The 22,283-nt window shown below is 70.2% G+C and carries 21 protein-coding genes; 15 read left to right on the top strand and 6 right to left on the bottom strand.

All coding sequences use genetic code 11. The features are described 5' to 3' along the window. Window positions 1-47 precede the first annotated feature (47 nt). The 4 genes from frr to Ari01nite_RS05370 are packed head-to-tail and all read left to right on the top strand — an operon-like array spanning window position 48 to window position 3,856. Entirely contained in the window at window positions 48-605 is a 558-nt protein-coding gene (gene frr, locus Ari01nite_RS05385) for a ribosome recycling factor (RefSeq protein ID WP_203779896.1), read from the top strand. Continuing rightward, on the top strand, window positions 605-1,600 hold the full coding sequence (locus tag Ari01nite_RS05380; RefSeq protein WP_203779894.1) for a phosphatidate cytidylyltransferase: 996 nt from the start codon (window positions 605-607) through the stop codon (window positions 1,598-1,600). The genes frr and Ari01nite_RS05380 overlap by 1 nt, the downstream gene beginning before the upstream one ends. A gap of 26 nt (window positions 1,601-1,626) precedes the next feature. Beyond that, window positions 1,627-2,802, top strand: a complete 1,176-nt coding sequence (rlmN, locus tag Ari01nite_RS05375; protein WP_203779892.1) for a dual-specificity RNA methyltransferase RlmN — start codon at window positions 1,627-1,629, stop codon at window positions 2,800-2,802. A 37-nt stretch (window positions 2,803-2,839) separates the two neighbouring features. Further along, window positions 2,840-3,856, top strand: coding sequence for a DivIVA domain-containing protein (locus Ari01nite_RS05370; RefSeq protein ID WP_203779890.1), 1,017 nt, complete (start codon window positions 2,840-2,842; stop codon window positions 3,854-3,856). A gap of 52 nt (window positions 3,857-3,908) precedes the next feature. Here Ari01nite_RS05370 and Ari01nite_RS49610 read toward each other — a convergent pair whose 3' ends face one another. Then, window positions 3,909-4,142, bottom strand: coding sequence for a DUF2631 domain-containing protein (locus Ari01nite_RS49610; RefSeq protein WP_239162491.1), 234 nt, complete (start codon window positions 4,140-4,142; stop codon window positions 3,909-3,911). 127 nt (window positions 4,143-4,269) lie between these two features. Here Ari01nite_RS49610 and Ari01nite_RS05360 point away from each other — a divergent pair, with 127 nt between their 5' ends. Beyond that, window positions 4,270-5,832, top strand: coding sequence for a Rieske 2Fe-2S domain-containing protein (locus Ari01nite_RS05360; RefSeq protein WP_203779888.1), 1,563 nt, complete (start codon window positions 4,270-4,272; stop codon window positions 5,830-5,832). A gap of 73 nt (window positions 5,833-5,905) precedes the next feature. Here the strand turns inward: Ari01nite_RS05360 and Ari01nite_RS05355 are convergent, their stop codons facing one another. After that, window positions 5,906-7,489 carry a phytoene desaturase family protein gene (locus Ari01nite_RS05355; protein WP_203779886.1) on the bottom strand — a complete coding sequence of 528 codons (1,584 nt, stop codon included), beginning with the start codon at window positions 7,487-7,489 and terminating at the stop codon, window positions 5,906-5,908. 18 nt (window positions 7,490-7,507) lie between these two features. Next, window positions 7,508-8,311 carry a YhjD/YihY/BrkB family envelope integrity protein gene (locus tag Ari01nite_RS05350; protein WP_203779884.1) on the bottom strand — a complete coding sequence of 268 codons (804 nt, stop codon included), beginning with the start codon at window positions 8,309-8,311 and terminating at the stop codon, window positions 7,508-7,510. 3 nt (window positions 8,312-8,314) lie between these two features. Between Ari01nite_RS05350 and Ari01nite_RS05345 the strand changes: the two genes are divergently transcribed. Genes Ari01nite_RS05345 through ispG form a run of 4 tightly spaced genes read left to right on the top strand, consistent with a single transcriptional unit; the run spans window position 8,315 to window position 12,242 of the window. Beyond that, window positions 8,315-8,560 (top strand): hypothetical protein, encoded by a 246-nt coding sequence (locus tag Ari01nite_RS05345; RefSeq protein ID WP_203779882.1) that lies wholly within the window; start codon window positions 8,315-8,317, stop codon window positions 8,558-8,560. A gap of 37 nt (window positions 8,561-8,597) precedes the next feature. Continuing rightward, complete coding sequence (dxr, locus tag Ari01nite_RS05340; RefSeq protein ID WP_203779880.1) at window positions 8,598-9,797, top strand: 1-deoxy-D-xylulose-5-phosphate reductoisomerase; 1,200 nt, start codon at window positions 8,598-8,600, stop codon at window positions 9,795-9,797. After that, entirely contained in the window at window positions 9,797-11,062 is a 1,266-nt protein-coding gene (locus Ari01nite_RS05335; RefSeq protein WP_203779878.1) for a M50 family metallopeptidase, read from the top strand. Before dxr ends, Ari01nite_RS05335 begins: the two co-directional genes overlap by 1 nt. Window positions 11,063-11,069: 7 nt before the next feature. Then, on the top strand, window positions 11,070-12,242 hold the full coding sequence (ispG, locus tag Ari01nite_RS05330) for a flavodoxin-dependent (E)-4-hydroxy-3-methylbut-2-enyl-diphosphate synthase (RefSeq protein ID WP_203779876.1): 1,173 nt from the start codon (window positions 11,070-11,072) through the stop codon (window positions 12,240-12,242). On the opposite strand, the gene Ari01nite_RS05325 is transcribed toward ispG, so the two are convergent. Continuing rightward, the gene (locus Ari01nite_RS05325; RefSeq protein ID WP_203779874.1) at window positions 12,239-13,078 is read right to left on the bottom strand and encodes a GNAT family N-acetyltransferase; all 840 of its coding nucleotides are present in this window, start codon (window positions 13,076-13,078) and stop codon (window positions 12,239-12,241) included. The genes ispG and Ari01nite_RS05325 overlap by 4 nt on opposite strands. A gap of 123 nt (window positions 13,079-13,201) precedes the next feature. Here Ari01nite_RS05325 and Ari01nite_RS05320 point away from each other — a divergent pair, with 123 nt between their 5' ends. After that, on the top strand, window positions 13,202-13,777 hold the full coding sequence (locus tag Ari01nite_RS05320; protein ID WP_203779872.1) for a PadR family transcriptional regulator: 576 nt from the start codon (window positions 13,202-13,204) through the stop codon (window positions 13,775-13,777). Window positions 13,778-14,074: 297 nt separating this feature from the next. Here the strand turns inward: Ari01nite_RS05320 and Ari01nite_RS05315 are convergent, their stop codons facing one another. Both Ari01nite_RS05315 and Ari01nite_RS05310 read right to left on the bottom strand, forming a co-directional pair. Beyond that, window positions 14,075-15,037: an LLM class F420-dependent oxidoreductase gene (locus tag Ari01nite_RS05315; protein WP_203780318.1), complete on the bottom strand. Its 963-nt coding sequence runs from the start codon at window positions 15,035-15,037 to the stop codon at window positions 14,075-14,077. An 81-nt stretch (window positions 15,038-15,118) separates the two neighbouring features. After that, the gene (locus tag Ari01nite_RS05310) at window positions 15,119-15,478 is read right to left on the bottom strand and encodes a MerR family transcriptional regulator (RefSeq protein WP_203779870.1); all 360 of its coding nucleotides are present in this window, start codon (window positions 15,476-15,478) and stop codon (window positions 15,119-15,121) included. 653 nt (window positions 15,479-16,131) lie between these two features. Between Ari01nite_RS05310 and Ari01nite_RS05305 the strand changes: the two genes are divergently transcribed. The 5 genes from Ari01nite_RS05305 to Ari01nite_RS05285 all read left to right on the top strand — a co-directional run bounded on the left by Ari01nite_RS05305 (window position 16,132) and on the right by Ari01nite_RS05285 (window position 22,229). Continuing rightward, window positions 16,132-17,655, top strand: coding sequence for an amino acid permease (locus Ari01nite_RS05305; protein WP_203779868.1), 1,524 nt, complete (start codon window positions 16,132-16,134; stop codon window positions 17,653-17,655). 76 nt (window positions 17,656-17,731) lie between these two features. Next, window positions 17,732-19,078, top strand: coding sequence for a glutamine synthetase family protein (locus Ari01nite_RS05300; RefSeq protein ID WP_203779867.1), 1,347 nt, complete (start codon window positions 17,732-17,734; stop codon window positions 19,076-19,078). 88 nt (window positions 19,079-19,166) lie between these two features. Then, window positions 19,167-20,525 carry an aldehyde dehydrogenase family protein gene (locus tag Ari01nite_RS05295; RefSeq protein ID WP_203779865.1) on the top strand — a complete coding sequence of 453 codons (1,359 nt, stop codon included), beginning with the start codon at window positions 19,167-19,169 and terminating at the stop codon, window positions 20,523-20,525. 10 nt (window positions 20,526-20,535) lie between these two features. Beyond that, a complete protein-coding gene (locus tag Ari01nite_RS05290; protein WP_203779863.1) occupies window positions 20,536-21,300 on the top strand; it encodes a 3-oxoacyl-ACP reductase in 765 nt (254 codons plus the stop codon). A gap of 242 nt (window positions 21,301-21,542) precedes the next feature. Beyond that, a complete protein-coding gene (locus Ari01nite_RS05285; protein WP_203779861.1) occupies window positions 21,543-22,229 on the top strand; it encodes a gamma-glutamyl-gamma-aminobutyrate hydrolase family protein in 687 nt (228 codons plus the stop codon). The last annotated feature ends 54 nt before the right edge of the window (window positions 22,230-22,283 follow it).

Here is a 22,283-nt window from a genome sequence, read left to right as displayed (position 1 = left end):
GAACCCGTCCAGCACCACCTAATACAGCAAGGAGGCGAGAAGAGCAGGTGATCGACGAAACCCTCTTCGAGGCCGAAGAAAAGATGGAGAGCGCGGTCGAGCACGCCAAGGAGGAGTTCGCCGCGATCCGTACGGGTCGGGCGACACCGGCCATGTTCTCCAAGATCCTGGTGGACTACTACGGCGCGCCCACGCCGGTGACGCAGATGGCCTCGGTCGGCGTCCCGGAGCCGCGCATGGTCATCGTCAAGCCCTACGACGCGAGTCAGCTCGGTCCGATCGAGCGCGCTATCCGCGACTCGGACCTCGGCGTCAACCCCAACAACGAGGGCACCCAGCTGCGTATCCACCTGCCGCAGATGACCGAGGAGCGGCGCCGCGAGATGATCAAGGTGGCCCGCAGCAAGGCGGAGGAGGGCCGGGTCGCGATCCGGAACGTCCGCCGCAAGGCCAAGGAGCAGCTCGACAAGATCGTCAAGGACGGCGAGGCGGGCGAGGACGACGGCCGCCGTGCCGAGAAGGAGCTCGACGACGTGACGCACCGCTACGTCGCGATCGTCGACGAGCTTCTCAAGCACAAGGAAGCCGAGTTGCTCGAGGTCTGATGTCCTACCTCGATCCGCGTGCCGGGCAGACCTCCGGCGACGACACGAGCGTGCCGGCGCCGTACATCCACGGCGCCTGGCAGCCGGACGAGCGACCCGAACACCTCGGGGAGACAACGCCGCCGCCGGCCCGCGGTCCCGGCCGGCGGCGCGCCCCAGAGGAGCCGCCGAAGAGCCGGGCCGGCCGCAACCTGCCGGCCGCCATCGCGGTCGGCCTCGGTCTGGTGCTGGTGGTGCTCGGGTCGTTGGTGATCTGGCCGGAGGCGTTTCTCGGCGTGATCGCGCTGGCCGCCGGCATCGGGGTCTGGGAGATGGCCCGGGCGGTCGGCGCCGCCGGCGCCCGCCCGCCGCTGATCCCGCTGGTCGCCGGCGCCCTGCTGATGACCGGGCTGGCCTGGCGTGGCGGGGTCGACTCGTTGCTGCTCGGCCTGCTGGCCACCGTGCTGGCCGCGGCCATCTGGCGGCTGGCCGACGGCGTCGCAGCGGTCCGCCGCGACCTCACCCCGAGCCTGCTCATCGCGGTGTACGTGCCGTTTCTGCTCAGCTTCGCGGTGCTGCTCCAGCAGCCCGACCCGGCCGAGGACGGCCAGTGGCGGGTGCTGTGCACCATGCTGGCCGTGGCGCTCTCCGACACCGGCGGCTACGCGGTCGGCGTCTTCCTGGGCAAGCACAAGATGGCCCCGAAGATCAGCCCGGGCAAGACCTGGGAGGGCTTCCTGGGCTCGATCGGCGCGGCCGCGATCGGCAGCGCCCTGCTGCTCTACTTCCTGCTCGACGTCCCGGCGCCCTGGGGCCTGCTGTTCGGCGCGGCCATCTCGGTGGTCGCGGTGGTCGGCGACCTGGCCGAGTCGATGTTCAAGCGCGACCTCCGGGTCAAGGACATGAGCAACCTGCTGCCCGGGCACGGCGGCCTGATGGACCGGCTCGATTCGATCCTGTTCGCGGTGCCCACCGCCTACCTCCTGTTCGCCCTCATCGCGGCGAACACGCAGTGAGCGAGGCGTGGGAGACTGGATACGCTATGACGACTCTTCCGGTCATCCCGACCAGCCCCGACCAGCCCGACGCGGTACCCACCCGGCGCCGTCCGGCGATGCCCCCGCGGCATCTCGCCGACCTCGACCTCGCCGGCCGTCAGGCGGCCGTCACCACGCTCGGTGAGCCGGCGTTCCGCGCCAAGCAGCTCTCCACGCACTACTTCGGGCGCCTGGTCCGCGACGTCGACCTGATGACCGACCTGCCCGCGGCGTCCCGCGAGCGGCTCTCCGGCGACCTGCTGCCCACCCTGCTCACCGGAGTCCGCGAGCTGGCCTGCGACGACGGTGCGACCCGCAAGACGCTGTGGCGGCTGCACGACGGCGCCCTGGTCGAGAGCGTGCTGATGGGCTACCCCGATCGGGTGACGGCCTGCATCTCCAGCCAGGCCGGCTGCGGCATGGCCTGCCCGTTCTGCGCCACCGGCCAGCAGGGCCTGACCCGCAATCTCTCGGTCGCCGAGATCGTCGACCAGGCGGTCTATCTGGCTGGCGTGGCCGCCTCGGGCGCGGTCACCGGATCACCCCCGCGGCTGTCCCGGGTGGTATTCATGGGTATGGGTGAGCCCCTGGCCAACTACCCGCGCGTGATCGATGCGGTGCGGCGGCTCACCGCGCCCGCGCCGGAGGGTCTGGGGCTTTCGCAACGGCACATAACCGTCTCCACCGTGGGTCTCGTGCCCGCCATGCGAAGGTTGACCGCGGAAGAGCTGTCTGTGACCCTTGCGCTGTCCCTGCACGCCCCCGATGATGATCTGCGCGATGAGCTAGTGCCCGTCAACCAGCGCTGGAAGGTGGCCGAGGTGCTCGATGCCGCGTTCCACTACGCGGCGCAGACCGGACGCCGGATTTCGATCGAGTACGCCCTGATCAGGGACGTCAACGATCAACCCTGGCGTGCCGACCTGCTGGGCAGGCTGCTGCACGGCAAGCTGGCGCACGTGAATCTCATCCCGCTGAACCCCACCCCGGGCAGCAAGTGGGATGCGAGTCCGAAACCGGTCGAGCGCGAGTTCGTCCGCCGGCTGCGAGACGCCGGCGTGGCGACGACGGTCCGCGACACCCGGGGACGGGAGATCGACGGTGCGTGCGGCCAGCTGGCCGCGGGAGAGCTCACGGAGGCGAGCGCAGGGGGCGCCGCCGGCGCGGAGGTGGCACAGTGACTGGGCGCAGGTCCCAGCGAGCGGAGTGGGAGACGTTGTGACGAGTCAGGGGCAGCGTTTCCGGCGGCGTGCGTTGCGGCGCGGCTACAAGGTCGACGAGGTCGACAGCTTCCTGGACCGTGTCGAGGCCACCCTGGCCGGTGAGCCGGTCGGTCCGCCGGTCGGCGCGCAGGAGGTGCACGACGTCGTCTTCCGGGTCCGCTTCGGTGGATACGACGAGTGGCAGGTCGACCTTCACCTCGACCGGGTCGAGCGGCAGCTGGCCGAGCTCGAGGACCGGGGCGGCCGCCCGCCGGCACCCGATCCGATGCGCGACTCGATGCGCGGCGGCCTCAGCGCCGGTGGCCAGCAGCGCGGCATGAGCGGCATGGGCGCTTCCCCGGCCGGTCGGATGGCGCCGCCCACCGAGCGGCTGCCGGCCCCGATGCGCGAGGAGCGGATGCAGCCGCAGCAGATGCCGCCGCGCGGCATGTCGGCCAACGACCCCTACGGCCGGTACGACGAGCCTTCGCCGTACGGGCAACAGCAGCCCCAGCAGCAACTCCCGCAGCGTCCCGGACCGCCGCCCGGATACGACACCGGTGGGTACGACCCCAGCGGGTTCGACGGTTTCGAAGCGGGCCGGCACGGCAAGACCGACATGACCGCCGAGATCCGCATGCCGCAGCGCGACCCCGACCCCCGCGGCGGCTACGGCGCGCCGATGAGCGCGCCGCCGATGCCGGGCGCGCCGATGAGCGCCCCGCCGATGGGCTACGGCCAGCAGCAGCCCCAGCTGCCGCCGCCGATGGGCGAGCCGGGCGGCGAGCTCTACCGGGTCGACCAGCTGCGCCGCACGTTCCAGCCCCGGCGGTTCGGCAGCGGCTACGACCCCATGCAGGTCGACCGCCTGTTCGAGAGCATCCTCCAGGCGATGACCGGGCGCGGGCCGATGCCCGTACCGGAAAATGAGCTGGACATGTTGCAGTTCGGTCTGGTGCCCGGTGGTTATTTCGAGGCCGAGGTGGACGCCGCCCTGCGCGAGGTGAAAGACATCCTGCTGCGTCGCCGCTGACCCTGCAGAAACGCAAAAGGCCCGCGAAAGCGGGCCTTTCTGCTTGCCGGCCTTACTGGTCGTTGGGCTTGAGCCCGTTACGCCGCAGCACCGCGTCGCCGACCACGACGGCGATCAGGCCGAGCGCGCACACCACGAGCCACACGTTTTCGGTGTTGCCCTGGTGGTTGCCCCAGAAGAACGACAGCATCACGATGGCCGAGCCGAGCGCCCCCCGGCGGGCCCACTTCCGGTTGCCCGGCTTGAGCTGGTCCGGAGCGTAGACCGGATCTTGTTCCGCAGACACGCCGAAGTCCTCCCTCGAAGGCGATCTCAGTCCCGTCAAGTCTCGCACGGCGGCTCCGCACGCAAGCCACCAACCCGCACCCGGTACCTTCGATACGGCTTGGCACACGCCTGAGGGAGGAACAACGGTGCGGATCACGGGCACGGGGCACGCGAGCATGCGGATCGACACGGCCGCCGGCAGCATTCTGTGCGACCCGTGGGTCAACCCGGCCTATTTCGCCTCGTGGTTCCCGTTCCCCGACAACTCGCAGCTCGACTGGGAGACCCTCGGCAACGTCGATTACCTGTACGTCTCGCACCTGCACCGCGACCACTTCGACGCCGAGCACCTCAAGCGCTTCATCAGCAAGAAGGCCACCGTCCTGCTGCCCGAGTACCCGACCAGCCAGCTCGAGGACGAGCTGCGCGAACTGGGCTTCACCAGCTTCCTCAAGACCAGGTCGAACGAGGTGCACGAGCTCGACGGCGGCCTCAAGGTGATGATCCAGGCGCTGATCAGCCCCACCGACGGCCCGATCGGCGACTCGTCGCTCTGGGTGGAGTACGACGGCATCCGGGTGCTCAACCAGAACGACGCCCGCCCCACCGACCTGAGCACGTTCGCGGAGCTGGGCCACGTGCACGCGCACATGCTCCAGTTCTCCGGCGCGATCTGGTACCCGATGGTCTACGAGCTGCCGGACGCGGCCAAGACGGCGTTCGGCAAGCAGAAACGGGACCGCCAGTTCGACCGCACCTGGCGCTACATCGACGACCTCAGGGCCGACCACGTCTTCCCGATCGCCGGGCCGCCCTGCTTCCTCGACGACGAGCTGTGGCAGTTCAACGACATCTTCGGCGACGAGGGCAACATCTTCCCGGACCAGTCGGTTTTCATGGCCGAGTACGCGAAGGCCGGCGGCACCAACGGCATCGTGCTGCTCCCCGGCTCGGCGACCACGCTGACGGCCGCCGGCGAGGCGACGACCACGCACCCCGTACCCGTTGATGATTTTTTTGCCAACAAGCAGGCCCACCTCGAGGAGATGCGCGCCCGCAAGGCCCCGATCATCGCGGCCGAGAAGGCCTCCTGGCGGCACCCCGAGATCGACGTGCTGGGCGAGCTCAAGAAGCGCATCGAGCCGCTGCTCGAGGAGTCCATCTACATGGCCGAGGGCATCGGCGGCCCGGTCCGCTTCGACCTCACGGACACCGACGGCCCGCACGGCGAGATCGTCGAGTCGATCGTGGTCGACTTCCCCGGCAAACAGGTGCGCCCGTACGCCGACGAAAAGGTCCGCTACCGCTTCAAGACCGGCCGCGCCCTGATCGAACACCTGATCCATATCGACGAGGGTGACTGGGTCAACTCGCTGTTCCTGTCCTGCCGCTTCTCCGCGGCCAGGATCGGCCAATACAACGAGTTCGTGTACGCGTTCTTCAAGTGCCTGTCCGAGGAGCGCCTGCAGTACGCCGAGGGCTGGTACGACGAACACGAGAAGGCCGAGGAGTCCGAGGACACCCAGTTCGGCGGCTGGACGGTGCAGCGCCGCTGCCCCCACCTGAAGGCCGACCTGAGCCGCTTCGGCATCGTCGACGGCAACGTCCTGACCTGCCAGCTGCACGGCTGGAAGTTCGACCTGCCAAGCGGCCGCTGCCTGACCAGCGTGGGCCACAAGATCCGAGCCTCGAAAACCCCCGAGCAGTAGCCCCGCCCTGTTCGGGCAGCACCACCCCACCGCGATCTTGTCGAAGCCTCGCCCGCGACCAGCCTGATCTCCCTCAGCGCCCCATGTCCGCCAGGATCCGCCGCGCCACGTTGTGCCCGGCCGCCCCGATCACGCTTCCCGCCGGGTGCGTTCCCGCCGAGCCCGCGTACAGCCCGTCCACCCCCGTGAAGTAGGGCATCCGCTCGTTGAAGGCCACCGTGTTGTCGACGTGGTGGATGTGGCCGCCGGTGATGCCGAAGTGCTCTTCGATGCCCGGGGGCGTCAGCGGCATGGCGTCCGCGACGAGCGAGGACGTGCCCGGAGCGTAGCGGTCGCAGATCTCCAGCAGCCGGTCGACGTAGCCCGGCAGGGCCGCCTCCCACGTGGTCCCCGCGGGCGCGTACGGCACTGACTGCACGAACAGCGCCGACGAGTGGTGTCCTTCGGCATCCTGCAGCGACGGGTCGACGGTGGTGTGCAGGTACCACTCGATGGTCGGCTCCGACGGGAGCAAGCCCGCCTGCACCTCGGCCCACATCGCGCGCAGCGCCGCCATCGGGGAATCGCCGCCGGTTCCGGCCAGCGCCGACGAACCCGGCAGCAGGTGGATGGTGGAGCCGAACGGTGCGGCCGTGCCGGGCGGCAGGCACGAGAAGCGCGGCAGGTCGCGCAGGGCCAGGTTGACCTTCATGGTCGTGCCGGTGCGCTTCACGGCCGACATCCGTGACGTCAGTGCGGGCGGCAGGGCGACCAATTCCATGAGGCGGTACGGGTCACAGCTGCCCAGCACGACCCGGGCCCGCACCGCCCGGCCGTCCGCGAGTTCGACCCCGCTCGCCGCCCCGCCGTCCAGCGTGACCGAAGCCACCTCGGCGTCGGTGAACAGCTGGGCGCCGGCGCGACGGGCCGCGTCCGCGAAAGTCCGCGACACCGTGCCCATCCCGCCCTCGGCGATCATCCAGGTGCCGTCGGCGTCCGGCAGGCGGCACATGTTGTGCACCAGGAAGTTGTGGCCCGTGCCGGGGTCGTCGGGGCCGGCGTTCAGACCGGAGAGGCCGTCGGTGACGGCGTACATGCTCATCAGCAGTTCGCTCTTGAAGCCGAACCGGGCCAGATAGTCGGCGACGGAGCCGCGTACCAGGTCAATGAATGTGCTTTGCAGTTGCGGCCGGATGTGGCGTTCGGCGATGTCCTCGACGCTGCCCGGTTCCTCCAGCCAGGCCGGCGCCAGGTCGGAGCGGAGCGCGCCGATCTCGACCGCCAGTTGCTCCTCGGCGGCTAGGTCGCGGGGCGAGAAGAACTGCGCGAACTGGGCGCGGGTGGCCTCGCGGTCGCGGCCGAAGAGCAGGTACGGCGAGCCGGCCGGACCCGGCGTGGGCAGGAAGTAGTGCGGGTCGCGGCGCAGCACCGGAATGTCCACGTCAAGCGTCCGCAGCAGCTCCGGGGGCATCAGGCCGAGCAGGTACGAGCCGGTGGACTGGCCCAGCCCGGGGACCTTAGCGAACGGCCGCTCGGTGCGGGTGGCGCCGCCCAGCACACCGGCGGCCTCGAGCACGACCACGTCGAGACCGGCGCGGGCCAGCAGAATCGCGGAGACGAGCCCGTTGTGTCCGGCTCCGATGATCACTACGTCGGTCTGGGCGGGGATGGTGGTCATGACGAGCGAGCGTAGCGCTCAGGACCGGCTGGTAGAACTCGTGGCCGCGTACCCGGCCAGAAGGATGACGTGGAACAGGTAGAGCCACAGCCCGACCGCAACCATGCCGCCGATTGCGGTGAAGCCGCCGAACGGCAGGCCCAAATCCAGCGGCAGCGAGCAGAACAGCACGAAGCCGTGCAGGAAGCCGGACAGGTTCGCGGCGGTGAACGAGCCGATCAGGGCGGTCGGGATCCAGTCCGGGCGGCCCGGTGCGACGTACCGGAAAACCCAGATCACCACCGGCGTGAGCACCAGCCAGGCGGCCAGGAAGCTGAGCACCACGCCGAACACCGAGTACCAGCCGCCGCGTAGCCACAGACCGCTGGTGGAGGGCAGCGCCAGCAACATCGCCAGCAGCAGCGCCGGCGCGGCCGCGAGCAGCGGCAGCCAGAGCAGCCGGCCCTTCCAGCCGACCGCGGTGTCCCCGCCGGCGGGTTCGTGCAGCGACAGGAACGCGCGGCGCAGCCCCTCGCCGTAGAAGGTGGCCGGGAGCAGGCTGGCCAGTGCGAGCGCGGGCGTGAGCTGAAGACCGGCCTCGATCAGCGCGGACAGCGCGCGCGGTGCCCCGATGGCGTCCGGCAGGGCCGCGATGGCGTTCCCGGTGAGCCGGCGCACCCGATCGGCTCCGGCCAGCCAGCCGGTGGCCCAGACGGACAGCAGCGCGATCGGCACCACGGCGATCCCGGCATAGAACGTGACCGCGGCGGCCCGCAGCGCCACGTCCCGCCCGCGCAGCGGCCGGAACGCCGCGGCCACCATCCGGCGCAAAGATCGCAACATGGTTTGTGGATACCCATTTATCCACAGGCCGAGCCGATTGGCGCTCGGCAGTACGGCAAGGTCGGCGGCCGGCGTGCCTTTTTCCTGCGCGTCGAATTCCGTAATCGGGTACCGGCGATGGTGCTCCACGAACTGGTGGACAGCGAATATCAGCCGGTGGTTGCCGCCGCGGCAGGTGGGATGTTCCGGATGACCCAGCCCTTCGCCTTCGAGATTGATCCGGCCGGCCCGCTGGACGACGAGGACTGAGCGCGGCCCGCTGGTCCGCGTCCGGGAAGATGGCGGCATGCGCGACCTCGTTCTGCTCGGCTCGACGGGCTCCATCGGCACCCAGGCCATCGACATCGTGCGCCGCAACCCCGACCGGTTCCGGGTGGTGGCGCTCGGTGCCGGCGGCGGCAACGTCGAACTGCTCGCCGCGCAGGCGCTGGCCCTCGAGGTGGACGTGGTCGGGGTGGCCCGGGCCACCGCCGTGCAGGACCTGCAGCTCGCCTTCTACGCCGAGGCGCAGCAGCGCGGGTACGCCACCGGCGACTTCAAGATCCCCAAGATCGTGGCCGGCCCGGACGCCATGACCGAGCTGGCCCGCTGGCCGGCCGACGTGGTGCTCAACGGGGTGGTGGGCAGTCTCGGGCTGGCGCCCACGCTGGCCGCGCTGGAGGCGGGGCGGGTGCTGGCGCTGGCCAACAAGGAGTCGCTGGTGGCCGGCGGGCCGCTGGTGCGCCGGCTGGCCAAACCGGGGCAGATCGTGCCGGTCGACTCGGAGCACTCGGCGCTGGCCCAGTGCCTGCGCGGCGGCTCGGCGGGCGAGGTGACGAAACTCATCCTCACCGCGAGCGGGGGTGCCTTCCGCGGCCGGCGGCGCGAGGAACTGGCCGGGGTCACCCCGGAGGAGGCGCTCAAGCATCCCACCTGGGACATGGGGCCGGTGGTCACGATCAACTCGGCCACCATGGTCAACAAGGCGCTCGAGGTGATCGAGGCGCACGAGCTTTTCGGGATCGCGTACGACGACATCGAGGTGATGGTGCACCCGCAGTCGGTGCTGCACTCGATGGTGGAGTTCGCCGACGGGTCGACGCTGGCGCAGGCCAGCCCGCCGGACATGCGGCTGCCGATCGCGCTGGCGCTGGCCTGGCCGGAGCGGGTGCCTGGTGCGGCCGCCGCGGTGAACTGGCGGGAGGCGCACAACTGGGAACTGCGGCCGCTCGACGAGGAGGCCTTCCCGGCGGTCCAGCTGGCCAAGGAGGCGGGCCGGGCCGGGCACTGCCGGCCGGCCATCTTCAACGCCGCGAACGAGGAGTGTGTGGCCGCCTTCGTGTCCGGTCGGCTACCTTTTCTGGGCATCGTCGACACGCTGGCACGCGTGCTGGCCGCGGCACCGGACTTTCCCGAGCCGAGTACCGTCGAGGAAGTGCTTGCCGCCGAGGCGTGGGCGCGCGCCCAAGCACAGCGGATGATCTCAACTGAGGGCGAAGGAGCCTGATGCTGTACTGGGTGGGAGTGGCGGCGTTCGCGCTGTGCATCCTGATCTCGGTGAGCCTGCACGAGCTGGGCCACATGATCACCGCGAAGCGTTTCGGGATGAAGGTCACCCGGTACTTCGTCGGCTTCGGTCCGACGATCTTCTCGTTCCAGCGCGGCGAGACCGAGTACGGCCTCAAGGCGATCCCGCTCGGCGGCTTTTGCAAGATCGTCGGGATGACCCCGCAGGACGACGACGTCCGCCCGGAGGACCAGCACCGCGCCATGTGGCGGTTCCCGGTCTGGAAGCGGACCGTGGTGATGTCCGCGGGCTCGATCACGCACTTCATGCTGGCGCTGGCCGCCGCCTGGGTGGCGGCGATGACCATCGGCCTGCCGAACACCAACTACCCGACGACCGACGAGGCCGTGCTGCGGGAGCGGGCGCACGTCTCGGCGTCCGAGTGCACCTGGATCACGATCCCGGCCGACGGCCACGCCTGCCAGCCCGGCGAGGCCGGCTCGGTGCCCGGTCCGGCGTACGCGGCAGGCCTGCGCGACGGTGACCTGATCACCAAGATCGCCGGCGCCCCGGTCGGCACCTACGGCCAGCTCACCGACACGATCCGGGCGCGACAGCCCGGCCCGGTCGACATCGAGTATGTGCGGGACGGCGTCACCACCACCGCCCAGGTCGACCTGATCGCCGCGAACCGCAAGCCGATCACCGACGAGAACGGCGCCACGGCTCAGGTCGCGGTGCTCGGCGTCGGCTGGGACGTGACCAGCGTGCCGGGCAACCTGAAATACAACGTGCTCGAGGCGTTCCCGGCCACCGCCGACTACGGCTGGTTCCTGGTGGAAAACACGTTCAAGGCGCTCGGCCGCATCCCGGAGAAGGTGCCGGCCCTGTGGAACTCGCTGACCGGCGCCGAGCGTGACCCGGACACCCCGATCAGCGTGGTGGGTGCCAGCCGGCTCGGTGGCGAGGCTCTCGAGCACGGCGTACCCGAACTGTTCCTCAACATCTTCATCTCGCTGAACGTGTTCATCGGCATCTTCAACCTGCTGCCGCTGCTGCCGGTCGACGGCGGGCACATCGCGATCGCCTGGTTCGAACGGGTGAGATCGTGGCTCTACGCGTGGTTGAAGAAGCCCGATCCGGGCCGCGTCGACTACTACAAGCTGATGCCGGTCACGTACGCGGTCATCCTGATTGGTGGCGCGTTCACCCTGCTGACCGTCACCGCCGACATCATCAACCCGATCACGATCTTCAGCAGGTGAGGCGAAAGTGACCGCTGTCAGTCTCGGTATGCCGGCCGTACCCCCGCCGCCGCTGGCCCCCCGCCGGCAGAGCCGGCAGATCATGGTGGGTTCGGTGCCGGTCGGTGGCGGCGCGCCGGTCAGCGTGCAGTCGATGACCACCACGCTGACCGCCGACGTGAACGCCACGCTCCAGCAGATCGCCGAGCTCACCGCGTCCGGCTGCCAGATCGTCCGGGTCGCGGTCCCGTCACAGGACGACGTCGAGGCGCTGCCGGCCATCGCCAAGAAGTCGCAGATTCCGGTGATCGCCGACATCCACTTCCAGCCCAGGTACGTGTTCGCGGCGATCGACGCGGGCTGCGCGGCGGTCCGGGTCAACCCGGGCAACATCCGCCAGTTCGACGACAAGGTCAAGGAGATCGCCCGGGCCGCGAGCGACGCCGGCGTGCCGATCCGGATCGGGGTCAACGCCGGCAGCCTCGACAAGCGCCTGCTGGAGAAGTACGGCAAGGCCACCGCCGAGGCGCTGGTCGAGTCGGCGCTGTGGGAGTGCTCGCTGTTCGAGGAGCACGGCTTCCGGGACATCAAGATCTCGGTGAAGCACAACGACCCGGTCGTGATGATCCGCGCCTACCGCCAGCTGGCCGCCCAGTGCGACTACCCGCTGCACCTGGGCGTCACCGAGGCCGGCCCGGCGTTCCAGGGCACGATCAAGAGCGCGGTGGCGTTCGGCGCGCTGCTGGCCGAGGGCGTCGGTGACACCATCCGGGTGTCGCTGTCCGCTCCGCCGGTCGAGGAGATCAAGGTCGGCCAGGCCATCCTGGAGTCGCTCGGCCTGCGCGAGCGCGGCCTGGAGATCGTCTCCTGCCCGTCCTGCGGCCGCGCCCAGGTCGACGTCTACACGCTGGCCGAGCAGGTCACGGCGGCGCTCGAGGGCTTCCCGGTGCCGCTGCGAGTGGCGGTGATGGGCTGCGTGGTGAACGGTCCGGGCGAGGCCCGCGAGGCCGACCTGGGTGTCGCCTCCGGCAACGGCAAGGGCCAGATCTTCGTGAAGGGCAAGGTCATCAAGACGGTGCCCGAGTCGATCATCGTGGAGACCCTGGTCGAGGAGGCGCTACGCCTCGCCGACGAGATGGGCGCCGACCTGCCCGACGAGCTCCGCGAGCTGCTGCCCGGCCCGCAGGTGACGGTGCACTAGAACAGCACCGTCGCGAAGGAACCCGCCGACACGAAACCGCACCGTGCGTACACGTGCCGGGCCGCCAGGTTGTAGTCGTTCACATAGAGCGACACGGACGGCGACACCCGGCGTAGCGCATCGTGCACCACCGCGGCCATGGCCGGCGCCGCCAGACCTTGGCCGCGGTATTCCGGGTCGACCCACACGCCCTGCACCTGCGCGGTCCGCCGGGTGACGATCGCCAGTTCGGCCTTGAAGATCACCCGGTCACCGGCGAAGCGGGCGTACGCGCGCTTGCCCTTGACCAGCTCGGCGATGCGCCGGCGGTAGCCCCGCCCGCCGTCGTCAAGAAGCGGCGAGACGCCGACCTCCTCGGTGTACATCGACACCGCGGCCGGAAAGAGCTTATCGACCTCGCTGGGCCGCACCAGGCGCACGGCTGGGTCGGGCGCCACCGCCGGGTCGCGGTCGGCGATCAGCAGCGGCTGGTTGGGCCGGACGTCGCGGGCGCGTCCCCAGTAGCCGCCGAGGCGGTCCCAGAGGTCGAGCACCGCCTCCGAGCGGCCGATGATCGACGAGCAGATGCGCGCCTCGGCGCCGAGCATGTCGGCGAACGCCGCGGTGGCCGCCTGCGTGGCGCAGACCGGCACCAGATGCGCGCCGGACCAGATGATCGACTCGACCCGCCGACCGGGACCGTAACCGAAGATCCGCCCGTCGGACCGCCACCAGTTCAGCCCGTGCGCGGCCACACGCTCGGCGATCTGTGCGCCCGCATAGGGGTCGCGGTCGAGAACCTTCTCGACCGCGGCGCGCTCGGACTCACCGAGCTGCCGAATGGGCACCGTCAGCACAGGTATCACATTGCCAGATCCGGTGCCTTCAACACGTGTCGCAACCCTCTCTCACTAAGAAACCTTGTCGGCGACACGTCGCCGATATATCGTCGTACTATCGACGACAGTTTGGAGATAGTCATGAGGTTCCACTCGGAAGCACATCGTGGACACGGCCACCGCATGCGTGGCTTCGGGTTCGGCGGCGGATTCCCGTTCGACTTCGGCCCCGGCGGTCCATTCGGCCCCGGCGGCCCCCGAGGGCAACGCCGCGGCGGACGCGGCCGTCTTAACGTCCGCCCCGCGGTTCTGGCGCTGCTGCTCGAGCGCCCCATGCACGGCTACGAGATCATCCAGGAGCTCGACTCCCGCACCAACGGCATCTGGCGCCCCAGCCCCGGCTCGGTCTATCCCACCCTCCAGATGCTCGAGGACGAGGGCCTGATCGAGGCCGAGGCCGACGGTGGCCGCAAGCGTTACCACCTCACCTCGGACGGCCGCCCCGAGGCCGAGTCCGCCGCGGAGAACCCGCCGTGGTCCCGCATCGGCGACGACACCATGAACCAGGTGCAGGACTTCCGCGACGCCGCGGTCGGCATCATGGCCGCGCTCAAGCAGGTCGGCTTCTCGGGCACCGACGAACAGCGCCAGAAGGCACTTGAGGTGCTCAACGAGACAAAACGGAAGCTTTACGCGATCCTCGCCGACGGCGAGTAGCCGATCTCACCGGCTGTGGGAGGCGCACTCTGCGAGGGGCGCCTTCCGCTTTTTTGGGAGGTACGCGTCGGGGCCGCGCACCTACCGGCAGCGGCCGTCCCGCCTCGGCGGCCACGCCGCCTGCAACACCGGGCCGTTCCCGGCTTCCGGCCCGGCGGCCCGGCGGCCCAGCGGCCCGGCGCTCAACGGCCCGGCGGGTCAGCGGCCCGGCGGCCCAGCGCTCATCGGCCCGGCGGGTCAGCGGCCCGGCGGCCCGGCTCAACGGCCCGGCGGCCCGGCGCTCATCGGCCCGGCGGGTCAGCGGCCCAGCGCCCGGACCGTCTCCAGCAACGCGGCGGGACCGCCCCCGGTGAGGGCCGGCGTCGGCAGCAGGGCCATGACCGGCACGGTGATGCCGGCCGCCGCGTACGACTCGACCCGCGTCCGACAGTCTGCCGCCGAGCCGTGCACGATCAGGTCGTCGACAACCTCGTCCGGGATGGCGGTCAGCGCCGCTTTACGGTCGCCGGAGGACCAGGCCTCCCACATCGGGGACAACACATCCGTGCGGCCCAGCCAGCGGTGGAAGGCCGCGTAGGCCGGCACCGTCAGGTACGCGGCGATCAGGCGGCGACCCACGTTGCGGGCGTAATCCCGGTCGTCGGTGGGGCAGACGAAGATCCGGGCGGCCACCTCGAAGTCGGGGCCGGCCGCCTTGGTCTCGGCCAGGGCGGTGCCCACGTCGGTGGGGGAGAGCCAGTTCAGGATCACGCCGTCGGCCTCGGCGGCGGCCAGGTGCAGCATGCCGGGGCGCAGGGCGGCCAGCAGGATCTGGGGCGGGGTGGCCGGCGGGCGCTCCAGGCGGAAGCGGCGCAGGGCGAACGTCTCGTACTCGTGGTCGACCAGGTCGCCGGCCAGCGCGCTCTTCAGGAATCGCAGGGTGTCGCGGCTGCGGGCGTACGGCTCCTCGAAAGGCACCGCGTTCCAGTCGCCGACGACCACCGGTGACGACGCGCCGATGCCCAGCTGGAAGCGGCCCGGTGCGGTCTCGGCCAGCGCCGCGGCGGTCATCGCCAGCAGGCCCGGACCGCGGGTGAAGACCGGGGCGATGGCCGTGCCCAGGCGCAACCGGGGCTGCCAGGCCGCGGCCAGCGCCAGCGGCGTGAACGCGTCGGCGCCGTTCACCTCGGAGGACCACACGTCGGTGAAGCCGGCGTCGGCCAGCGCGGCATAGACCGCGGCGTGGTCGGCCAGCGGGACGCCGGCCAGTGGAACGGTCATGCCCCATCGCATCGACATGGCCTCGATCCTGCCTGCCGGAGGGTGAGCCGCACCACGACCTGTGGGATTGTCCATCACCGGTCAGGCGACCGGTGAGCTTTGCCGGGGTGCGGTGCCGGTGGGGCGGTCGGCGTCGTCGTCGGGCGTGAGGGTGCCGCCCAGCTCGACGATCCGCCGGTGCGCCACGGCCAGGCGATCCTCCAGCGTGACGATGCGGCAGGCGGCGTTGAGCAGGATGCCCTCGTCCAGCAACTGCCGCACGCGCACCGCCAGTTGCAGCTGGTGGCGCGAGTAACGGCGGTGTCCGCCGTCCGAGCGCTCCGGCTCGATCAGGCCCGCGGAGCCCAGGCTCCGCAGGAAGGCCGGCGTCACTCCGATCATCTCGGCGGCACGGCCCATCGTGTACGCCGGGTAGTCGGCGTCGTCGAACGTCGTGCTCATCAAACCTTCCGGGGGTCAGCGCGGGGGTGTGCGCCTGAAGGACAGTCCAAGGCCCCGGCGGGTAACCGGGGCCCTGGCTTTTCAATTCTTGAGTGCCGACCGTCGTCGGCTCAGTCGGACGTCCGGCTGCGTGCCGCTAGCGGACGACCTGAGTGATGGGCATCGGCTGCGATCACCTCTTGTCGGGTCGGGGACGTTGTGATTACGCGTTGCTGCGGTATCTCGTCCTCCTTAGCCAACTCGGGGTTGTGCCAGTTGCTAGTCGGCTGTGCGTGGCCGACGAAGAAATGTTATGCCGGTCACGGCGCGATTTCTAGTACCGCCGCAGGAGATTTTTCGGGCAAATCGTAGAGTGCGGCGGTGCGGGGCGGGCGCGGGCGCGGCGATGCCGCGTGAGAGAGAGGTGACCGCGCCCCGCACCGCCGCGGGGACCGGGGGCGGGATGACAGCCCCCTGGTGCGCGAAGCCTGCCGAGGGCTCGCGTGCTGATCCGGGGTTTCCGGTTGCCCCGTTGTGTCTATGAGTGTGCGGGTACTGCCGAGGTCCGGGCAACGCAATTAACGCTGGTCATTGACGCGCGTAACAAGTCGGCGCGATCATCACGGCACGCGGTGGCCCAGGTCACAGCAACCCCTCGGTCAAGGGAGTCGCAGATGAGCGTCAACCCAGCACCCAGCACCGACGAAGAACGCCTCGCCCAGCTCGGCTACCAGCAGGAACTGCATCGCCGGCTCTCTGGCTTCTCGAACTTCGCGGTCTCCTTCTCGATCATCTCCATCCTCGCCGGCGCGATCACCTCGTACGGCATCGCGATGGCCGCCGGTGGCCCGATGGTCATCACCCTCGGCTGGCTGTTCGTCGGCATCATGGTCACCGTGGTGGCCCTGGCCATGGCCGAGGTGTGCTCGGCCTATCCGACCGCCGGCGCCCTCTACTGGTGGGCCGCGGCGCTCGCCAAACGCAACAAGGCCGCCTGGGCCTGGTTCGTGGGCTGGTTCAACTTCCTCGGCGAGGTCGCGGTCACGGCAGCCATCGACTTCGGCGCGGCGATCACCACGTCGGCGTTCCTGAGCCTGGCCTTCGACATGGAGGTCACGGCCGGCCGGACGTTCCTGATCTTCCTGGTCATCATCGTGGTGCACGGCCTGCTGAACACGTTCGGCGTGAACCTGGTGCGGGTGCTCTCGGACGTGAGCGCTTGGTGGCACCTGATCGGCGTCGCGGTCATCGTGGTGCTGCTCGCCGTGCTGCCCGACCAGCACAAGCCGATCTCCGAGGTCTTCACCGAAGTGCACAACGCGACCGGGTTCACGTTCGCCGGCGCGGGCGTCTACGCGGTGCTCATCGGTCTGCTGATGGCGCAGTACACGTACACCGGGTACGACGCCTCGGCGCACGTGGCCGAGGAGACCCACGACGCCGCCCGGGCCGCACCGCGCGGCATCGTGATGTCCGTGGTGGTGTCGGTGATCGCCGGCTTCGTGCTGCTGTTCGCGATCACCTGGTCGATCCAGGACTACGACGCGCAGCGCACCACCGCACTGGGACTGCCGCCCGCACAGATCTTCATCGACGCGGTGGGCCACAACACCGGCACGTTCCTGCTGTTCATCTGCATGGTGGCGCAGTGGTTCTGCGGCATGGCCTCGGTCACGGCAAATTCCAGGATGTCGTACGCGTTCGCGCGGGACGGCGCGCTGCCGGGCTCGCGGCTGTGGAAGCAGGTCAACCCGCGCACCGGCACGCCGACGAACTCGATCTGGCTGTGCGTCTCGCTGTCCACGCTGCTGGTGCTGCCCTCGCTGTGGAACACCACCGCCTACCTGGCGGCCACCTCGATCGCGGTGATCGGCCTCTACATCGCGTACGTGGCTCCGGTGTTCCTGCGTCGGCGCAACGCGGAGTTCGAGGACGGGCCGTGGACGCTCGGCAAGTGGAGCGCGCCGATCGGCTGGATCGCGATCGTCTGGGTCGGGATCATCTGCGTGCTCTTCGTGCTGCCGACCGCCGGGCCGATCACGGCGAGCAACTTCAACTACACGATCGTCGCCGTGGCGGTCGTGGTCGGCATCGCGACGGTCTGGTGGTTCGCGGGTGCCCGCAAGTGGTTCACCGGCCCGCGGCAGAACGTCATCGAAAAAGCCGCGCACGGCGAGCAGACCATGCCCAACCAGTGATCCACTGAACGGACGAGGGCCGGGCTTTCGGGTCCGGCCCTCATTTCTGTCGGACCCCTGCGATAGGACTTCTGCCATGGACCTCGAGGAGCTCGACGTCGCCGTCGACAACGGCAGCATCGACACCGTGCTGCTGGCCCTGACCGACATGCAGGGCCGGTTGCAGGGCAAACGCCTGCACGGCCGCTACTTCATGAACGAGGTGGTGGACGGCGGCAGCGAGGGGTGCAACTACCTGCTCGCGGTCGACGTCGACATGAACACCGTGGACGGCTACGAGATGTCCTCCTGGTCCTCGGGCTACGGCGACTTCGTGATGAAGCCCGATTTCCGCACCCTGCGGCGGGTGCCGTGGCAGCCGGCCACGGCCATGGTCCTGGCTGACCTCGAGACGACCGATGGCGAGCCGGTGCCGGCCTCACCCCGGCAGATCCTGCAGCGTCAGCTGGCCCGGCTGGCCGAGCACGGCCTCACCGCGTACGCCGGCACCGAATTGGAATTTGTGCTCTATCGGGACAGCTACGAGGAGGCCTTCGACAAGGGCTACCGCGACCTCATCCCGGCAAACCAATACAACGTGGACTATTCGCTGCTCGGCACCGCCCGGGTCGAGCCGCTGCTGCGCCGCATCCGCAACGACATGTACGGCGCCGGCCTGCTGCCGGAGAGCGCCAAGGGCGAGTGCAACTTCGGCCAGCACGAGATCGCCTTCCGCTACGCCGACGCGCTGACCTCGGCCGACCAGCACGTGATCTACAAGAACGGCGCCAAGGAGATCGCTGCCCAGGAGGGCATGGCGCTCACCTTCATGGCCAAGCCGAACGCGCGCGAGGGCAACTCGTGCCACATCCACTTCTCGCTGCGCAACGCCGACGACCGCTCGGCCATGCTCGGCGACGGCCCCGGCCACCTCAGCGTCACCGGCCAGCGCGCGGTAGCCGGCCTGCTGGCCACCATGCGCGAGTTCAGTCTCCTGTTCGCCCCCAACATCAACTCCTACAAGCGCTACCAGCCGGGTTCGTTCGCACCCACCGCCCTCCGCTGGGGCGTCGACAACCGCACCTGCGCCCTCCGCATGGCCGGCCACGGCCAGGGCATGCGGGTCGAAAACCGGGTCCCCGGCGGCGACGTGAACCCCTACCTGGCCATCGCCGCGCTGGTGGCCGGCGCGGTGCACGGCATCGAGCAGCAGCTCGACCTCGAGCCGGAGGTCACCGGCAACGCCTACGACGACGCGACCGCCGGCCGGGTGCCCAGCACGCTCCGCGAGGCGCACGACCTGTGGGCCGCCAGCGCGGTGGCCGAGCAGGCGTTCGGCGCCGGCGTGGTGGCCCACTACGCCAACATGGCCGCGGTCGAGCTGGCCGCGTTCGACGCGGCCGTCACCGACTGGGAGCTGCGCCGCGGATTCGAGCGCATGTGATCCTCGCCCCGGGCATGCCGCGGCGGGGCCCGGCCAAAGAGGGGACTGCGGGCCGCTGCTCGTGTCACGATCGCGACCGGGAGGGAAAGTGGGCACAACTGAAGTGATCAATCCGGCTACCGGGCGGGTGCTGACTACGGTGCCTTCGCTGGGGGTGGCGGAGACCGACGCGGCCATCGAACGGGCGCAGCGGGCGTTCGTGGAGTGGCGGCGGGTGGCGCCGGGAGACCGGGCCCGGCTGTTGCGGCAGTTCGCGGCGACGGTGGACGAGCACCTGGAGGAGCTGGCCGCGCTCGAGGTCAGCAACGCCGGGCATACCTCGGGGAACGCCCGGTGGGAGGCGGGCAACGTCCGGGACGTGCTCGACTACTACGCGGGGGCGCCGGAGCGGTTGTCGGGGCGGCAGATACCGGTGCCGGGTGGGTTGGACGTGACGTTTCACGAGCCGCTCGGGGTGGTCGGGATCATCGTGCCGTGGAACTTTCCGATGCCGATCGCCGGGTGGGGGTTCGCGCCCGCGCTGGCGGCCGGTAACACGGTGGTGCTCAAGCCGGCCGAGCTGACGCCGCTCACCGCGATCCGGCTCGGGGAACTGGCGCTCGAGGCCGGGCTGCCGGCGGACGTGTTCCAGGTCGTGCCGGGCAAGGGGTCGGTGGTCGGGCAGCGGTTCGTCACGCATCCGGCGGTGCGCAAGGTCTGTTTCACCGGGTCCACCGACGTGGGTAAGGCGATCATGGCGGGGTGCGCCGACCAGGTGAAGCGGGTGACCCTCGAGCTGGGCGGCAAGAGCGCCAACATCGTCTTCGCGGACGCCGATCTGGAGAAGGCCGCGGCCGCCGCGCCCTCCTCGGTCTTCGACAACGCCGGGCAGGACTGCTGCGCGCGGTCCCGGCTGCTGGTCGAGCAGTCCGTGTTCGACAAGTTCCTCGCGCTGCTGGAGCCCGCGGTCAAGGCGTTCCGGGTGTCCGACCCGGCGCTGGACACCGCCGAGATGGGACCGCTGATCTCGGCGGGACACCGGGCGACCGTGGCGTCCTACCTGGACGGCGCCGACGTGGCGTTCACCGGCAGCGCGCCGGACGGCGACGGCTGGTGGTTCCCGCCGACCGTGCTGCTGGCCCGCTCGACCGGTGACCGGCACTGGCGCGAGGAGGTCTTCGGGCCGGTGCTGTCGGTGCTGCCGTTCCGCGACGAGGAGGAAGCCGTCCGGCTGGCCAACGACACCGCATACGGGTTGTCCGGCTCGCTCTGGACCCGTGACCTGGGCCGGGCGCTGCGGGTGTCGCGGGCCGTGGAGACCGGGGCGCTCAGCGTCAACAGCCACTCCTCGGTGCGCTACTGGACCCCGTTCGGCGGTATGAAGCAGTCCGGGCTCGGTCGTGAGCTGGGGCCGGATGCGCTGCTGTCGTTCACCGACGTCAAGAACGTCTTCCTCGCCGATTCCTGAAAGGCTTCACATGGAACGTTTGCACGACCGGGTCGCGGTGATCACCGGGGCCGGCAGCGGGATCGGGCTGGCCACCGCGCGGCGGTTCGCGGCCGAGGGGGCCCGGGTGATCGCGGTGGACGTCTCGCCCGAGGCCGGGCAGAAGGCGGCCGACGAGGTGGGCGGCGAGTTCGTGGCCTGCGACGTCAGCGACGAGGAGCAGGTGCGGCAGCTGTTCGACGGGGTGGCCGAGCGGCACGGGCGGGTGGACATCGCGTTCAACAACGCCGGCATCTCGCCGCCCGACGACGACTCCATCCTGGTCACCGGCCTGGACGCGTGGGAGCGGGTGCTCAAGGTCAACACCACCTCGGTGTTCTTCTGCTGCAAGTACGCGATCCCGCACATGCAGCGGCAGCGCAAGGGCTCGATCATCAACACCGCGTCCTTCGTGGCCCTGCTCGGCGCCGCCACCTCGCAGATCGCCTACACCGCGAGCAAGGGCGGGGTGCTCGCGATGACCCGGGAGCTGGGCGTGCAGTTCGCCCGCGAGGGCATCCGGATCAACGCGCTGTGCCCGGGCCCGGTGGCGACACCGCTGCTGATGGAGTTGTTCGCCAAGGATCCGGAGCGGGCCGCGCGCCGGTTGGTGCACGTGCCGATGGGCCGGTTCGCCGAGCCCGCGGAGATCGCCGCCGCGGTCGCGTTCCTGGCCAGTGACGACGCGTCGTTCATGACCGCATCACAGTTCGTGGTCGACGGTGGCATCACCGGGGCGTACGTGACTCCACTGTGAGTGGTTTAGACCTGCGACAGCTGGGGAAGCTGTGACATACGTCCAGCTCAACGGGCGTAGGGGTCGAATCCCCGCTGGCACAGGTTCAGGTCCCTGTGTAGGTGGGACAGATGGGCCCGGGCGCGGCGCCGCCTACGGTAGGTGACGCCGCGCACCCAACCTTCCCAGCTTCCCCGATCGCGGGTGACAGTTCGGCCGTCCGGTCGACTTGATCCGGAACACGACGTGATTACGGTGGAGCGATGCGTCCGATCATCGGCATAACCGGCTATGTCATGCCTGCTACCTGGGGTGTCTGGCACGACCTGCCGACGGCGCTGATCCCGCACGACTACCCGGCCGCCGTGCAGTCGGCCGGTGGGCGGGCGGTCGTCCTGCCGCCCGACGACGAGGACACCGACGTGCTGCGCGTCCTGGACGGACTGGTGCTGGCCGGCGGCCCCGACCTCGACCCGGCGCTGTACGGCGCCGAACCCGAGCCGCTCACCGAGAGCCAGCCCGAGCGGGACCGCGCCGAGATCGCCCTGGTCCGCCGGGCCCTCGAGCTCGACCTTCCGGTGCTCGGCGTGTGCCGCGGCATGCAACTGCTCACCGTCGCCGCCGGCGGCCGGCTGCACCAGCATCTGCCGGACGTGCTGGGTCACGAGAAGCACCGGCCCGCACCGGGCGTGTACGGCGAGCACGAGGCCCGGTTCACCCCGGGCAGCCGGATCGCCGCGCTGATGGGCGACGACCTGGGCATTCACTGCTACCACCACCAGGGAGTGGCCGACGCCGGCTCGCTCACCGTCACCGGCCGGGCCGAAGACGGTCTGGCCGAGACGGTGGAGGACCCGGACCGCCGGTTCGTGCTGGGCGTCCAGTGGCACCCGGAATACCTGCGGGACCGCCGGCTGTTCGGGGCGTTGGTGGCGGCGTCGACCGGCTAAGTGCCGGCGGCGGTCCGCCGAAGATCACAGAGTGAGCGACGAAGGAGGAACGCA

It is taken from the genome of Paractinoplanes rishiriensis, from assembly GCF_016862375.1.
Taxonomy (GTDB): domain Bacteria; phylum Actinomycetota; class Actinomycetes; order Mycobacteriales; family Micromonosporaceae; genus Actinoplanes; species Actinoplanes rishiriensis.
This window is presented reverse-complemented; position numbering and strand designations above follow the sequence as displayed.

Coding starts and splice junctions, on each gene's coding strand:
- Ari01nite_RS05315 (WP_203780318.1), bottom strand. CDS start 15,037: ATGACCGTTCCACTGGCCGGCGTCCCGCTGGCCGACCACGCCGCGGTC.
- Ari01nite_RS05305 (WP_203779868.1), top strand. CDS start 16,132: ATGAGCGTCAACCCAGCACCCAGCACCGACGAAGAACGCCTCGCCCAG.
- dxr (WP_203779880.1), top strand. CDS start 8,598: ATGCGCGACCTCGTTCTGCTCGGCTCGACGGGCTCCATCGGCACCCAG.
- rlmN (WP_203779892.1), top strand. CDS start 1,627: ATGACGACTCTTCCGGTCATCCCGACCAGCCCCGACCAGCCCGACGCG.
- Ari01nite_RS05355 (WP_203779886.1), bottom strand. CDS start 7,489: ATGACCACCATCCCCGCCCAGACCGACGTAGTGATCATCGGAGCCGGA.
- Ari01nite_RS05335 (WP_203779878.1), top strand. CDS start 9,797: ATGCTGTACTGGGTGGGAGTGGCGGCGTTCGCGCTGTGCATCCTGATC.
- Ari01nite_RS05290 (WP_203779863.1), top strand. CDS start 20,536: ATGGAACGTTTGCACGACCGGGTCGCGGTGATCACCGGGGCCGGCAGC.
- Ari01nite_RS05320 (WP_203779872.1), top strand. CDS start 13,202: ATGAGGTTCCACTCGGAAGCACATCGTGGACACGGCCACCGCATGCGT.
- Ari01nite_RS05310 (WP_203779870.1), bottom strand. CDS start 15,478: ATGAGCACGACGTTCGACGACGCCGACTACCCGGCGTACACGATGGGC.
- Ari01nite_RS05300 (WP_203779867.1), top strand. CDS start 17,732: ATGGACCTCGAGGAGCTCGACGTCGCCGTCGACAACGGCAGCATCGAC.
- Ari01nite_RS05380 (WP_203779894.1), top strand. CDS start 605: ATGTCCTACCTCGATCCGCGTGCCGGGCAGACCTCCGGCGACGACACG.
- Ari01nite_RS05350 (WP_203779884.1), bottom strand. CDS start 8,311: ATGTTGCGATCTTTGCGCCGGATGGTGGCCGCGGCGTTCCGGCCGCTG.
- Ari01nite_RS05285 (WP_203779861.1), top strand. CDS start 21,543: ATGCGTCCGATCATCGGCATAACCGGCTATGTCATGCCTGCTACCTGG.